13 protein-coding genes are annotated in these 14,874 nt (G+C 43.5%); 7 read left to right on the plus strand and 6 right to left on the minus strand.

Annotated elements, in window-relative coordinates:
* The first annotated feature begins 173 nt into the window (after nucleotides 1-173).
* Nucleotides 174-425, plus strand: a complete 252-nt coding sequence (locus tag JFT56_RS16955) for a DUF2999 family protein (RefSeq protein ID WP_198781160.1) — start codon at nucleotides 174-176, stop codon at nucleotides 423-425.
* 198 nt (nucleotides 426-623) lie between these two features.
* On the plus strand, nucleotides 624-1,187 hold the full coding sequence (locus JFT56_RS16960) for a hypothetical protein (RefSeq protein ID WP_198781161.1): 564 nt from the start codon (nucleotides 624-626) through the stop codon (nucleotides 1,185-1,187).
* A 33-nt stretch (nucleotides 1,188-1,220) separates the two neighbouring features.
* Here the strand turns inward: JFT56_RS16960 and JFT56_RS16965 are convergent, their stop codons facing one another.
* From JFT56_RS16965 to hipB, 3 genes are all read right to left on the minus strand, one after another.
* A complete protein-coding gene (locus tag JFT56_RS16965; RefSeq protein ID WP_198781162.1) occupies nucleotides 1,221-2,180 on the minus strand; it encodes a hypothetical protein in 960 nt (319 codons plus the stop codon).
* 292 nt (nucleotides 2,181-2,472) lie between these two features.
* Nucleotides 2,473-3,774, minus strand: coding sequence for a HipA domain-containing protein (locus JFT56_RS16970; RefSeq protein WP_198781163.1), 1,302 nt, complete (start codon nucleotides 3,772-3,774; stop codon nucleotides 2,473-2,475).
* A 3-nt stretch (nucleotides 3,775-3,777) separates the two neighbouring features.
* On the minus strand, nucleotides 3,778-4,014 hold the full coding sequence (hipB, locus tag JFT56_RS16975; RefSeq protein ID WP_198781164.1) for a type II toxin-antitoxin system antitoxin HipB: 237 nt from the start codon (nucleotides 4,012-4,014) through the stop codon (nucleotides 3,778-3,780).
* Nucleotides 4,015-4,849: 835 nt separating this feature from the next.
* Here hipB and JFT56_RS16980 point away from each other — a divergent pair.
* The 3 genes from JFT56_RS16980 to JFT56_RS16990 all read left to right on the plus strand — a co-directional run bounded on the left by JFT56_RS16980 (nucleotide 4,850) and on the right by JFT56_RS16990 (nucleotide 8,118).
* The gene (locus JFT56_RS16980) at nucleotides 4,850-5,656 is read left to right on the plus strand and encodes an NYN domain-containing protein (protein WP_198783623.1); all 807 of its coding nucleotides are present in this window, start codon (nucleotides 4,850-4,852) and stop codon (nucleotides 5,654-5,656) included.
* Nucleotides 5,657-5,864: 208 nt separating this feature from the next.
* On the plus strand, nucleotides 5,865-6,635 hold the full coding sequence (locus JFT56_RS16985) for a hypothetical protein (RefSeq protein ID WP_198781165.1): 771 nt from the start codon (nucleotides 5,865-5,867) through the stop codon (nucleotides 6,633-6,635).
* On the plus strand, nucleotides 6,625-8,118 hold the full coding sequence (locus JFT56_RS16990) for an ATP-binding protein (RefSeq protein ID WP_198781166.1): 1,494 nt from the start codon (nucleotides 6,625-6,627) through the stop codon (nucleotides 8,116-8,118). Before JFT56_RS16985 ends, JFT56_RS16990 begins: the two co-directional genes overlap by 11 nt.
* 868 nt (nucleotides 8,119-8,986) lie before the next feature.
* Here the strand turns inward: JFT56_RS16990 and groL are convergent.
* Nucleotides 8,987-10,624 carry a chaperonin GroEL gene (groL, locus tag JFT56_RS16995; RefSeq protein ID WP_198781167.1) on the minus strand — a complete coding sequence of 546 codons (1,638 nt, stop codon included), beginning with the start codon at nucleotides 10,622-10,624 and terminating at the stop codon, nucleotides 8,987-8,989.
* A gap of 57 nt (nucleotides 10,625-10,681) precedes the next feature.
* Nucleotides 10,682-10,972 (minus strand): co-chaperone GroES, encoded by a 291-nt coding sequence (locus JFT56_RS17000; RefSeq protein ID WP_006086113.1) that lies wholly within the window; start codon nucleotides 10,970-10,972, stop codon nucleotides 10,682-10,684.
* Between the two features lie 226 nt (nucleotides 10,973-11,198).
* Between JFT56_RS17000 and JFT56_RS17005 the strand changes: the two genes are divergently transcribed.
* Nucleotides 11,199-12,566 (plus strand): MATE family efflux transporter, encoded by a 1,368-nt coding sequence (locus tag JFT56_RS17005; protein WP_198781168.1) that lies wholly within the window; start codon nucleotides 11,199-11,201, stop codon nucleotides 12,564-12,566.
* A gap of 59 nt (nucleotides 12,567-12,625) precedes the next feature.
* Here the strand turns inward: JFT56_RS17005 and JFT56_RS17010 are convergent, their stop codons facing one another.
* Nucleotides 12,626-13,603: a LysR family transcriptional regulator gene (locus JFT56_RS17010; protein ID WP_198781169.1), complete on the minus strand. Its 978-nt coding sequence runs from the start codon at nucleotides 13,601-13,603 to the stop codon at nucleotides 12,626-12,628.
* 127 nt (nucleotides 13,604-13,730) lie between these two features.
* Between JFT56_RS17010 and JFT56_RS17015 the strand changes: the two genes are divergently transcribed.
* Nucleotides 13,731-14,873 (plus strand): efflux RND transporter periplasmic adaptor subunit, encoded by a 1,143-nt coding sequence (locus JFT56_RS17015; protein ID WP_198781170.1) that lies wholly within the window; start codon nucleotides 13,731-13,733, stop codon nucleotides 14,871-14,873.
* Nucleotide 14,874: the final 1 nt, after the last annotated feature.

A 14,874-nucleotide genomic window follows, 5' to 3' on the forward strand; every position in this document is an offset into this window, starting at 1 on the left:
ACGCCAGCACTGTTCGCATCCAGCGCACAAAAACCACCGACCAATACAATATCAGTGAGGCAAGTATTGAGGGTGACAGTCAATAAAATCATGGACCATTTGCCCATCCACTACTCAGCGCTATCTGTGATAAAATGACGGCAGTTTTCTGTTAACTTCGACAAGGTAAAGTAATGAATCCCATTATTGCCATCTTAAAAGAACAAAATATCAGCGATGAAAAAATTAACGAGCTTTTTCAAGCATTAACTCAAAATCCACTCATGGCCATGGGCATCATAGGCCAACTGGGGATCCCACCGGAAAAGCTGCAACACTTAATGGGGTTAGTCATGCAAAACCCCGCCTTAATCAAAGAAGCCGTGCTGGAACTGGGTTTAGATTTTGCCAAGGTTGAAGCGGCCAAGGCGCAACTGCAAAAATAAGCCTTACTTATCCCGCGCCCTACGGTAAGGGCATCATAACTTGCCCTTACCGCTAATCCATAAAATCGACACCCATTCAAAGACTCATCGGTAAAATCGGCATATTTGATGACTAAAGAGACATAAACCTTGTCGCGCCTAAGCAAATTGTTCTGTTACAGTGGGTATATTATGCATTGCTACATAAAGGAACCCTGTATGCGCACCATCACAATGCTCTGCCTGTCATTATTGCTAACACTATGTTTAATCGGCTGCAATGAACAAACACCAGCACAACCAACCGCAACACAAAGCGGTGCTGTCACCAACCCTCAAAACATTGACGACTCAGCCGCACCAAATACCCCAGCCATCGCAGCCAAAGCCATAGATGCTAAAACCATAGATGCTAAAGCCATAGGCGCAGAAGAGGCACAGCCACAGATAGAACAAGATAAAACCCGGTCCCAGATCGCCTTAGGAAAACCGACTTCAGATAAAACCAACATTATCGCTAAAGGAGATGGCATCATGCTTCAAGGCACTGTGAGATATATGAATTTAGAAGGTGGATTTTGGGGCATAGTGGCGGATAACGGACAAAAAATACTGCCTAAAAATCTTCCCGCAGAATACCGAAAAGATGGCCTGCGCTTAAGCTTTAGCGCACAGGAAATCACTGGCATGATGACAATCCAACAATGGGGCACACTCTCGAACCTGAGTAATATTAGTGTGATAGGCCAAGTCGACAGCCAATCCAGCGACCCACGCCTTTAAAGCGGAGGTCAATTCAAACGCTACAAGCATCTATTAAATTTGTGGGGATCTGTCAGGCTCTGACCCCACTTTTACCAATTTTTCTAATAAGGATAACTGATGTAATGCTTGTGTTACTTTTTCTTTTTGTTCAAAAAAAGACTGCGAAATAGGGTCAATTTTTGGGACTTTAATTGATATAGACACAGACTTACCAGCTATTCTAATTGATGCATTTTCTGGCAATTTTGAACTGTATTTGCATTTCAGATTTTCAAAGATTTCAGCCTGACCGTTAAAGAATACTTTTACAAGCCCAGCAGTTAATTGGTGAACAAGATTTATTTCCTTTGGAAGTGATTTGGGGTTGAACATTATCCATGTGCTTCCCGCAGGCCTTGGCTTAGCTTTCTGCATTTCCAATTGCGCAAACTCTTCTACGCTATATGCAAAATATTCAGCTACAAATTTAGTTATTTCCTCATTATATTCAGGTTGATACCCTCGGCGATTTTGCTCTATACCTTCCTGTAAAATTTTGGCCTTATAGGGGAATCGATCACTTCTCGAACTACGTGATTGAAAATAGGCAAAAATTTCTTCGTAACTCACCTCTGCATCGTAACTTTCAACATGTTTTGTGGAATAAAGGTATTTACTTGGAGCTATTACACAGGTTTTGAATTTTTCCCAATATCCATCTTTAAGCCCTTTTTCACCTCGCAGACGATAACGTTCACCTTGTTTTGGTTGCGGTGGTGCATCAATTTTATTTTCAATCAGGATCGCTGTTCGTGGGCCATCAATTGCTTCAAAAAGAAAAATTATATCTGACTCACCAAGTTGGGCATCGGATACAGAATGCCATGTACCTAATTGTGATTGGTAGATAGCTTCTCCAAAAACACGTGATGAAAACCATTCTCGGAATTCTGTACTAACCGATAACTCCTCCAGAATCAAAAGGTCAATATCACGTTCAGCAATCGATGAAACAAATTTTAACTCGAGCATAGACCCCCCATAGGCAATTAATGTGTAGTGGTATAGTAAGTTTGCCCCATTTAGTACTTGAGACACTGAAATATCAGTGTGACTTCACCTTAACGCAATCATTAAAAGTGTGAGGATAAAACCTTTTTGAACATCATCACTACACCAATATACCACCCACTCTCTGGATGAAAGTTAGTGCAATCTTTGGCTTGTACTTGTATGTAAATAAAGCCACCAAAACACTTTTTCTGAGGAATGCACCCATTCCGCTCAAAGCGGCCATAGGGCAAGATGATGCACCGCACCAGATCTACACTTCCACATCCCTGACCTCGGCGGTCATACTAAGGTAACGCTCACATCTCGCCAGTAACAGCGCTTTGTAATGAGCCACGAATACTGCTTCATCTTCATCGAGTGGCGGAAGTATTGAAATCACCTCATCTATTAGCTGCGATATCCTTCGCGTCATTCTAGTTAAGTTACTGATTAATAGACTTCTTGGTAAACCTAAGCCATCGATAAATGCGGCGAATTGATAGGCATAAATGCTATTTGGATCAAATTCGTCATCAATTGCCATTGCAAGCTCTTGTTCAAAATCCTCATACATAGCCACGCTGACCAAATCGTACCAAGGAGTTGGCTCCATTCCGCTTGGCGTCATAAAAAATGAGTAGTTTTTACCGTGCGCATCGGCATTACCACTCAGTAAGTTGAATAGTGCCCATTGCAACATATCCTGTTTAGCGGCCACTGGATTACGGCATTTTGCTGCAAGACTAAAGAGCCTGTTAAAACTCACCCCTTCACGAATATCTTTAACATCACGCCCCGTACCAAAGTTACGTTCATATTTTTTACTGACACTAAAACCAAGGGCTTGGCAGCTATCGACAATATGCCTTCTTAATACCCTTTGCTCACTTGCCATATAACGTCTGTCAAAGCGTTCAACGCAGAGGGCTTTGTAACGGCCAAAATGAACAATATCAACATTAGCCACATTCATTCCAATCGCCTTGGCTAAGCGCATCGTCATAAATTCATTGAGCACTAAATGACGATATTTTTCGAATTTAACAATATGGGTAGATGACAGCGCACCTTCGGCAAATGCAAATTCTTCACCGTTATAAAACAGGTTTAATTTAGGTTGAACCCCCGCTACCGACAGTCGAGGTTTGCCATCCCAAATTTCCATCGGCCACATAGTGGGATCTTCAATCCGCTGAATAACTTCTGCAGCCATAATTGGCCGCATTTGTGTTTCAGGCAGCAAAGTCCCTTTAGGAACAAAAGCAACGGCACCTGCGGTATCTAAGCCAATTGCGCGGATCAAGGCAAAGGTATTCCCCTTGGAGACACCAAGAGATTCAATTAGGTAATCTAATCCTTTGTTTTCTGGCAATAAGTTAACCAAGAACATCGATATTTGATTGCTCGTTCCTGTGCCATTTAAGGGAATGGTCGGGGATAGTGGAAATCCGCTCTGCTGCCACTTTTCGGTGTAATGCACTGCAAAGGTGTCGGTCGTGGAATCAAAGGATAATTCCCCGATAATCAAATCACCGAGGTACATCTCTAACGTGAGCGTTTTGGCAGTACTCATGGGTTAATACCAGCCGTTAGTTTCGGTGTCGCTTGTTTGAGCCGAAACGATATCAATCCCCAGACCATCAAGGATTTTGAATACGGTTGAGATATAAACATCCTCACCTTTTTCAACACGGATCAAGGTTTTTTTGGTCACGCCACACAGCATAGCCGCCACGTCTTGGGTAAGAGCAGCACTTTTCCTACGTTCTTTAATTAACAAGCCGAGGGATTGTTGATTTAGCGGTAATGCCATCATCTTCTCCAAAAGTGTAACTTCATACACCTTAGCCCTAAAATCAGCCCCATTCAATATAAAAGTGTACAGAACTACACTTTTTGACTGTTGAAAATTGTAAACCAGCCAAAAGTGTACCATGTTACACTTTTGACTGCTATTTCAGAGCTTAAATCCCAAAAAGTGTAGCTAAGTACACCTACATTTGGCCAAGACGCCAGCAATCATAACTAGCAAATGAGAAAGATGGGACAAGCTAAACCGCTATTTGCCTGTTCTCGATTTATCCTTTGCTGTTGTCTGCGATTTTCTTAAAAAGTGACTCACCATCCTTTCCACTCACGAATCCAAGCAGGCACTTTGCTCACTATTGCTGCAATTCACCATATGCTGTACGCTAGTTTAACTTTGTGATTGATAAACAACGCTTAAGCAATTACTTAATCAATCAGCGCTAGTTTAGTGTTATCGAAAAGCCTCGTTAATAAAATATGGCGATATAAAAATGAGTCAGGGAAGCTCCGCTCGACAAAAGCGAACAAGGCAAGGACAAGCTTTTAATACCTCTCCTTAAAGATGCCCCCTTCTTACCAACTCGTTTTATACACATGCCAAAGGAATCTAGCTTAACGCAGCTAATTGTGATTCAAGCTAAGGTTTTCGCCACCACAAACTGATAGCTTTGCCATTGTTTTTATTAAAATTTATCTTCTATATTTGCTGTCTGGTAGCAAGAGCCATGGGCGGTAGCGTGCTTCAATCCTGGGATAACAACACCACCATTAACTTCAAAGCTAAAACCAACCTCCCCTCTTATGAACGAGTAAAAACAACCACATTTGTTGGAACCCACATGCAGAATAAAGAAAAAATTGCGGTGTTTATTGATGCCGATAATGCGCCAGCCAAGAAGTTTGATGTGGTACTCGCTGAGCTTGCAAAACACGGATTAATCAGTATTCGAAAGGCTTATGGTAACTGGAAAAGCCCGAACCTAAAGCCATGGGAAGATATCCTGCATGAATATGCCATTCAGCCTATTCAACAATTTGATTTAACCAAAGGTAAGAATGCCACCGATATTGCTTTAGTTATTGATGCAATGGACATTCTATACACAAAAGATATCGACATTATCTGCCTGATATCCTCGGATTGCGATTTTACCCCTTTGGTAACTCGGGCCTTAGCTGACGGCAAAACCGTTTTTGGTTTCGGTGAACGTAAAGCCCCAACCGCTTTCGTCAATAGCTGCTCACGCTTCCTCTACCTCGATGCTGAACCTGTTGTTATCGCAGACGAAATAGAGGTGATATCAGAATTAACCCAGCCGCCACCAACGGCACCAGACTCAGTTAGTAAAACCAAGCTAGTTCAGCCCAAAACCGCCACACCGCAGAAATGTAATTTAAAAAGTGACACCAAACTGCTCAATATGTTGCGTCAAGCCATAGAAGCAACCGAAGAGGAAGATGGCTGGGCGCAACTTGGCCCAATAGGATCACATATCTCAAATCACAGTTCTTTTGATCAGCGAAACTACGGATTTAAAAAACTCAGCGATCTCTTTGCCGCAATCGATCTCTTTGAAATGCGTAAAACCCACGGCTCAGTGCTATGGGTAAGATATATAAAAAGAGCAAAGAAGAATGGGAAGTAGAACTTTTCATTAACTTTGAAAATCTCAAATAAAAATTAATCGATTTTACAAAATCACAGCAATCATCTCACTGGCAGGCAAGTCAATAAATAAGTTTCACAACGAAAACTGAAATTTAACAATGGGTGGCTCGTTAAATTTTTTATACGTTATAAGATAATAACTACCCTATGATTGAAAGATAATTTTATTAAGGAATATCTTCATTGTGACACCTCTAGCGCAAAGCCATTTATCTAAACTATTATGTGGAAATTTATACACTGAAAACACGGGAGAAATCGATGAGATTTTTTTGCATATATCTGAAACAATTGACAAATTAAGCATAGAAATACAAAACTTCTTAGAGTTGTCCGCAGATAGAAGGATGCTTTTCGGTCCTTTTTTAGGTAGGTCTATATTAGAATTGGGAACAACTGCCTTAATAGCAAGGTTAGATCCATTTAGAGTGTTATTATTACGAGGAAAGCAAAAACAGGCAGACTATGCAATAGATAAACCACACAAGTCATCCATACGTTGGCAAGGCGATGTAATGGCTAGTAAGGTTAAAGAACTATGGGATGATAAGAATTTGGACAATCCAACAAGAGCTCTTCTAGGCGACTATATAACCAATATAGTCTTAGAAAAAAGCGTAACAAGTGTTTTAGATAGCTCCACTGAAGAAAAACTTGGTCCATGGTATAATAAAATTCAAAGTTATGAAGAAGGAACTGTCATTTTACGAATAAGAGATGGTTACTCAAGATTATTTTCCTCACTATCCAAAGGTGTTCACCACGAAATGGTCGTACCAATTGGTGCAGCATATGATGATAATACCGTGAATTCATTAATTAATGATGTTTTATATTACCTTTCGTCTTTAGCTCTTATAGTATCATTTGTGCCATTTGCTTATAATCGTACAGGAGAAGATGCATTTGAAAGCTTTAAAAACGTACAAACCTTGGAGATAACTCATGGTGCATGATGTTTTAGAAGATAACTCATTAGTGTTAGCAGCTGAAGACTTTAATATTGAAGACTTCGAATCATATCATTACTTCACAAAGCACGATCTAAGATGTATTTCTAAGCTAAAAGCACATGGACCAGTACTTCTTAAAGGCGCAAGAGGAAGTGGAAAAAGTGCTCTAATGATTAAAGCCTCTTTAGAGCTTTTTCCTCATGATATTAATAGTAATACATTAGGTATTTATCTTAGCTTACGGCATTTAGAACTTTTAAGAAGTAAAGGTGATAAATATGAAGCCTTACTTTGTAATCTTATCTCAAAAGCAGTTAATTCCAGCTTAAAAAACCATCAGACTTATATCGAAACAAATATATGCACTACTGGTAGTTTGCAAATAGAACTAACTGAACTAGCATCTATTTTACAAAAACGAATCGTTATCTTATTTGATGATGCTGCACATATAGGTCGAGAAACATCATTGAATGAATTCTTTGATATGTTTAGAACGTTATCCAATAGTGTTATCTCTTGTAAAGCATCAATATACCCTGGGGTTACTCAGTTTGGTACAAGGTTCGACGTATATAATGATGCAACAGTAATTGATGTTGTAAGAAGTGAATCTTCCCTTGACTTCTCAGAGATTTTTGTGGAAGTGATGAATAAACGATTTAGTAAATCTCTGCCAGATAAGACATTTATTAATGGCTTCAATCGTACAGATGTAGCAACGTTTCTTGGAAAAGCTGTGCTAGGTAATATGAGAGCTTACATGTTTTCATGTCACGCATTGATAACTGATTTAAAGGGAAGCGATAAAGTTTCATTATCAAACTTGTCAGAGACATTAAAAAACTTAGCCCAAAATTATTATTGGCCATTGATTGAGGAAATAGAACCTAAGTTAGGTATTTACGAACCAATGGTAGAACCTTCACTAAAATTAGCTGAAATATTGTTTGAAAAGGCTGGAAATAAATCAGAAAGAACAGTAATAATTCTTAGAGAGATTAACCAAAGATTAAGTAAACTTTTTGAAATACTGGAATATACTGGATTCATTTCTCGACGTGAAGCTTCAAGAGCTATGAAGTCTAGAGGCCGAGGAACTAGATATGCACTAAATTTATGTAATATTCTAGAGTATATACCTGGTTCAAGAATAACTAATGATATTTTTGACAAGTGGCTTAAATCACAAGATGAATCAATCGAGTATCATAAGGGGAGTGAATTATATACGTTAGAAAATCCGGAGCCGGATGTAGCTTTAGAACTGAAAATTCTTGGAGAAGATATTAACATCTTAGAGAAATCAAATATATACCCTTACGGCCTCACAAAGCATAAAATAGAACTATTCAGTAAAAACAACTTCTCCACTATAGAACAACTGCTCAATGCAACTGATGATCAATTATTAGATATCGAAGGTGTTGGTGTCGAAACAGTTAAAAGATTGCGAAGTACACTTAATCAAGCTATTTGGATGTAAGATCCTTTTATTATCCTGAAAATACTATGGCGTAAGAAGACAAATTTAACGAGCCACCGATTATTAAATTTTCTAAAAATTGTAGCGGCCAAAGATGGGGCAGGCATAAATCTCCGTTGATTAATAGCCAATACATAAGCAACAGAAGTTCACCCTCACCTCGGAGTGGCCGCAGGGCATTTGTGTTCGTTGCGTGATCGAGGCATGGTCGTTCTCGTGCATCAGACCCATAGGGAAATGGGAAATGTCAGAATGATGTATGGAACATCATTGACCATGCACTTCACGACATTCAGGCATCCTGCCTATCAGATGCCGAGGTAGCGTCAGTCGAATCAGGGACGAGCGTCTGACGCGATAGCATAAGGACGCTTAATGCCCGAGGGGCTTTCAACTCCGTTAGGGACGCCGGGCCATGTTTTATAAATAAGCCAAAAGGGGAACAGGCGCTTTTTCCCTTTTGGTCCGGTGTGGGGTGAAGCCCCACGACTTTGATTCACCTCGGCCGTTAGGCCGCAATGACTAACAATGTTGAAAGATGGAACCATCTAACCACCAGCAAAAGTATACGATGTTACACTTTCAGTAACTATTTCAGTGCTTAAAACCCAAAAAGTGTAGGTAAGTACACCTAATACTTACCCAAGTCATCAGACAAAAAAACAAAACCCCGATACTGTTGCCAGTATCGGGGTTTTCATTTTTTACAACAATTTAGGTTTTAAGCGATTAAGCTAAAGACCGCAGATGTTTGCTAATCTAGCGCAGGAAAAATCGTTTTAGAGCAAGGCTTTTTGTTGCGACGTGTAGTGTTTTTCTACACGAGTAACAAAGTAACGCAGCTATAAACGATTTTAACCAGCTAGGATCACATCATGCCGCCCATTCCGCCCATCCCACCCATTCCGCCCATATCTGGCGCATCAGCCTTTGGCACTTCAGCAACCATAGCTTCTGTGGTGATCATCAGACCTGCGATAGACGCAGCGAATTGCAACGCACAACGAGTTACTTTAGTTGGGTCAAGGATACCCATTTCTAACATGTCACCGTAAGTGTCGTTACCCGCGTTGTAACCGTAGTTACCGCTGCCGTTCTTCACTGTGTTAGCTACAACTGACGCTTCTTCACCCGCGTTAGTGGCGATTTGACGCAGTGGCGCTTCCATTGCACGCAGGGCAATAACCACACCGTGTTTTTGATCTTCGTTTAATACTTCAAGTTCAGCGATCTTAGAGGCTACGCGAACCAGCGCAACACCGCCGCCAGGAACCACGCCTTCTTCTACCGCAGCGCGAGTGGCATGCAGGGCATCTTCAACGCGGGCTTTTTTCTCTTTCATTTCAACTTCAGTCGCTGCGCCAACTTTGATGACTGCTACGCCGCCAGCGAGTTTAGCCATACGCTCTTGCAGTTTTTCTTTGTCGTAGTCAGAAGTTGACTCTTCAACTTGTTGTTTGATTTGGCTTACACGAGCAGCAATTTGTGTTTGTTCACCGTTACCATCGATGATGGTGGTGTTGTCTTTAGTGATCACAACACGTTTAGCTGTACCTAAATCTTCCAGTGTCGCTTTTTCAAGCTCTAGGCCGATTTCTTCAGCAATAACAGTACCGCCAGTCAGGATTGCAACGTCTTGCAGCATAGCTTTACGACGATCGCCAAAGCCGGGAGCTTTAACGGCTGCCACTTTCACGATACCGCGCATGTTGTTCACAACTAAAGTTGCTAAGGCTTCGCCTTCAACGTCTTCAGCAACGATAAGCAGTGGCTTACCAGTTTTTGCTAGACCTTCAAGGATAGGTAACAGTTCACGAATGTTAGAGATTTTCTTGTCTACTAACAGGACGAATGGGTGATCTAATTCAACGCTGCCGGTTTCTGGCTTGTTGATGAAGTAAGGAGACAGGTAGCCACGGTCGAACTGCATACCTTCTACTACGTCCAATTCGTTTTCTAACGCTTGGCCTTCTTCAACTGTGATCACGCCTTCTTTGCCGACTTTTTCCATCGCAGTTGCGATGATTTCGCCGATAGATTCGTCAGAGTTTGCAGAGATAGTCGCAACTTGCGCAATCGCTTTTGAATCTGCACAAGGTTGTGATAAGGCTTTTAATTCAGCAACAGCAGCGATAACGGCTTTGTCGATACCGCGCTTAAGATCCATAGGGTTCATACCGGCTGCAACGGCTTTTAAACCTTCAACAACAATGGCTTGAGCCAGTACAGTTGCAGTAGTAGTACCATCACCGGCGGCGTCGTTGGCTTTAGAAGCAACTTCTTTCACCATTTGCGCGCCCATGTTTTCGAATTTGTCTGTCAGTTCGATTTCTTTGGCAACAGAAACACCGTCTTTAGTGATCAGCGGAGAGCCAAAGCTCTTGTCTAATACTACGTTACGGCCTTTAGGACCTAAGGTCACTTTCACTGCGTTCGCGAGAATATTTACGCCAGCCAGCATTTTTACGCGAGCGTCGTTACCAAATACAACTTCTTTAGCTGCCATTTTGAATTTCCTTTACATTTTTAATGATTAATTGGAATGTCGAATTGATGCGAAGGATTAACCTACCACTGCCATCAGGTCAGCTTCCGACAGGATCAAGACTTCTTGACCGTCGATTTTTTCTTTCTTAACGCCGTAACCTTCATTGAAGATCACCACGTCACCCACTTTTACATCCAGTGGTTTAACTGTGCCGTTTTCCAAAATACGGCCATTGCCCACTGCAAGGATTTCACCGCGGGTTGATTTTTCAGCGGCGCTACCAGTTAAAACAATGCCACCCGCTGAAGTTGACTCAACTTCTAGACGCTTAACGATTACGCGGTCATGTAATGGACGAATATTCATCTATGAACTCTCCTAATGATTTAATGCCCAACAATCGAGGCGATTTGTGATGAAAAAGAGGAGGCACGTCCGCCTTCCCCTTTGATGTCTGTGATATGGGGTTTAAGCCCCCCAGATCCAAGTGCCTTTACAAAAAAAATTTCATTTTTTTGATGTCAGTTTTTTCAAGTGGGCACAATCCTGCTAGAATCTCGCCTCCGCTCGCAAACAAGGCACTATTTCCCCCATGAAAGACAGACACGGGCTGCTCAGCGCGCCAATTGGTCGTGTACTGCTCAACATGAGCCTCCCCAACTTGATTGGCATTATGACCATTCTAGGTTTTAGCCTCGCTGACACTTTTTTTATCAGTCAGTTAGGCACTGAGGCCCTAGCGGCGATTAGTTTTACCTTTCCCGTGACCTTAGTGATTTCAAGCATTGCCATCGGCATTGGCGCCGGGGTATCGACCAATTTAGGGCGACTGATAGGTTCGGGAAATGCCCCAAAGGCAAAGGTCTTTTTACACGACGCCCTACTGCTCACCTTTGTATTAACGGCCAGTTTAGCCGCCCTTGGCAGCATCTTTATTACACCGCTGTTTAGTTTACTCGGCGCCAATGAGAGCAGTTTGCCGTTGATCCACGACTATATGATTTACTGGTATTTAGCGGCGCCATTATTGGTCGTACTAATGGTGGGCAATCAGGGTTTACGCTCCACGGGCGATACCCGTTCCCCGGCGATGATTATGGCGCTGGCGGCCATTATTAACCTTATCCTCGACCCTTTACTGATCTTCGGCATTGGGCCGTTTCCCCGTTTAGAAATCCAAGGCGCGGCGATTGCGACGCTTATCGCTTGGGTTGTGGCCCTATCACTATCTAGTTATCTATTGATTATTAAGCGTAAAATGCTGGAGTGGGCCGCCTTCGATATCGATAGAATGCGCGCCAATTGGAGCCAATTAGCCCATATTGCCCAGCCTGCGGCATTAATGAATTTAATCAATCCGTTAGCGAATGCTGTGATTATGGCGATGCTGGCCCATATCGACCATAGCGCCGTGGCCGCTTTTGGTGCCGGCACTCGGCTCGAGTCATTACTCTTGATTGTGGTCATGGCGTTATCGTCGAGCCTGATGCCCTTTATCGCGCAAAACTTAGGCGCAGGACAACCCCAAAGGGCTAAACAGGCGCTGCTGTTATCCCTTAAATTTATCTTTGTATTCCAAACGTTACTCTATATTCCGCTGGCGTTTTTGGCCCAGCCTATAGCCCATTTATTCAGTACCGATCCGCAAGTGCTAGAGTGGCTAAGTTTTTATATTCTGGTATTGCCCTGCGCCTACGGCCCATTAGGCATAGTGATTATTTTCGCGACTGCCCTCAATGCTTACCACAGACCCATGAGTTCCTTAGTGATTAACCTGTGCCGCTTAGTGCTGCTGATGCTACCGCTGGCGGCGCTGGGGTCCTATGTCGATGGGGTGAAAGGCTTATTACTCGCGCTCCCCATCACCAATCTGCTAATGGGGATTGCCTGTTACTATTTAGCCCAGCGGATCTGTGAACCCGCCAAGACCACTGCCGCCAACGCCAATCTTGAAGGCTGATAGCGCTTCGCTGTGCACTTAGCTGTGCACTTAGCTTTAGCTGTGCACTTAGCTATGGGTTACCGTCGAAAACGCAGATCGTCGTTGGGGAACGCTTCCTTCGAGGCTTTACATGCTCTGCGCGGACTCGCCTCGCTCATATTGGTCGGCACGCCGTTGGGGGCGAGTTCTTGCATAATGAAGTCGATAAAACGACGACTCGCCAAGCTCACATAACGCCTTGATGGGTAAGCTAAATAGCATTCTCCATGGTAGGCTTCTATTTCAGGCAGCAGGCTAATTAGCTCCCCAGAGCCCACAAAATCGACCACAACTTCGGAGGGGGCATACACTATTCCCCGCCCCTGCAGGGCAAACTCCACCGCCACTTCGACACTGTTAGAGCAAAAATTCCCTCGGACTCTGACTTCATGCTCGGTCCCGATCCATAACTCATTGAAGATTTTGCCATTTGATAACCGAAATAAGGAGACATTGTGGGACTCAATCTCCTGGGGCGTTTTCGGAGTGCCGTGTTTCGCTAAATATTTGGGGCTGGCATAGAAGCGCAGATCCGTCGTAAACACTGGGCGCACGACTAAATCTAAGGTGTCTAATGCGGGTTCAACCACAAAGGCGACATCGATATTATTTTTAACCATATCAATGGATTCAGCGCTGCTTATCACTTCGACGGTCAATTTGGGGTGCAAATCCATAAAACGAAAAATGGCCCGCATCAACACATTCATGCTGTGGATAGGGAACATTTGGATCCGCAGATGACCGCTTATTTCGGCATCGTCATTGGTCATCTCGAACAGGGTTTCATCGAGCTGGGCCAAGATATTTTGCGAACGTTGGTAAAAATGGCTACCCGCGGAAGTGAGGGTCATTGAACGACTCTGCCGATGGAAGAGTTTGATGTTCAATTCATCCTCCAATGCCTGCAAACGACGGCTGACCGTTGACTTAGGTAAATTAAGTAAATCAGCGGCTTCGATCAAACTGCCCGTTTCAGCTATTCGGTGGAATAACGCTAAGTCCTCTGTCTTCATATTCGCCCTAAGGTCAATCTCAATAAGTGGGACCGATAATCCCAAAGTATCCCGTTTATTGCAACTGTTTTAGCTGTTATCTTCGCCGCCACAAATGCTGACAATTTGTTACAAAGGATACCCCACCATGCCATCATATCGACGCTTGCCCTTAGCCATGCTGCTTTCGCTCCTGCCGCTTTCTGCCCTGCTGAGCGGCTGTTCACCGGCTGAAAGTTCTGTACAAACGCCGCCCATTCGCCCGGTCAAATTGTTCGAAGTAGTGCAACTCGAAGGGGGAGATTTTAGAACTTTCCCAGCAAGGGTCGCCGCCAATAGCCGCGCCGAATTATCGTTTCGAATTTCAGGGCAATTAACCGAACTGGCATTGGTGGAGGGGCAAACCGTTACCGAGGGGAGCTTGCTGGCGAAACTCGACGACAGAGACGCCTACAATAATCTGATGACCCGCGAGGCGGAGCATGAACTCTTAGCCGCCGACTTTAAACGTAAGGTGGAGCTGCTCAATCGCAAGCTGATTTCCCAGTCCGAATTCGATAGCACTCAGGCCCAATTGAAATCCGCTAAGGCGGCCCTAGCGGCGGCGCGCGATCAACTCAGTTATACCCGCTTAACCGCGCCCTTTAACGGCACTATTGCGAAACGGTTAGTGGATAATCATCAGATAGTGCAGGCCAACCAAGGCGTACTAACCTTGCAAAACAATAACTTACTCGATGTGAGCATCCAAGTGCCCGAGGCCATGGCCGCCAGCCTAAACGAGTATATCAAGCAGCCAAACTTTAGCGCAAAGGTGCGTTTTAGCGCGTTAGAAGGCATAGAGTTTGACGCGAGATTTAAAGAATACTCAACCCAAGTCACCCCTGGTACTCAGGCCTATGAAGTGGTGTTTTCATTACCACAACCTAAAGATATTCAATTACTTCCGGGTATGAGCGCCGAGCTAACTTTGGCCTTAGTCAAGGCCACTGAGCACAGCAAAATCCCAGTGACCGCAGTTGATCCAATAACCGAAATGGCTCCTATAACCGCCATAGTCCCTGTGACCGCTATCGATAAGAGCGACCAAGATGGCAAAGTGCAGGTTTGGCTATATCAAGCCCAATCCGGCGAGGTCAGCCCAGTTGAGGTCACACTCGGGCGAGTAACTAACCAAGGGATTGAAATCTTGGGCGGTATCAAAAAGGGCGATCTGATTGTGAGTGCGGGCGTTTCCCAATTATCCAATGGCATGAAAGTTAAGCCGCTACGCTGGCAGCGTGGAGTATAAC

The organism is Shewanella putrefaciens (assembly GCF_016406305.1).
Classification (GTDB): Bacteria; Pseudomonadota; Gammaproteobacteria; order Enterobacterales; family Shewanellaceae; genus Shewanella; species Shewanella putrefaciens_C.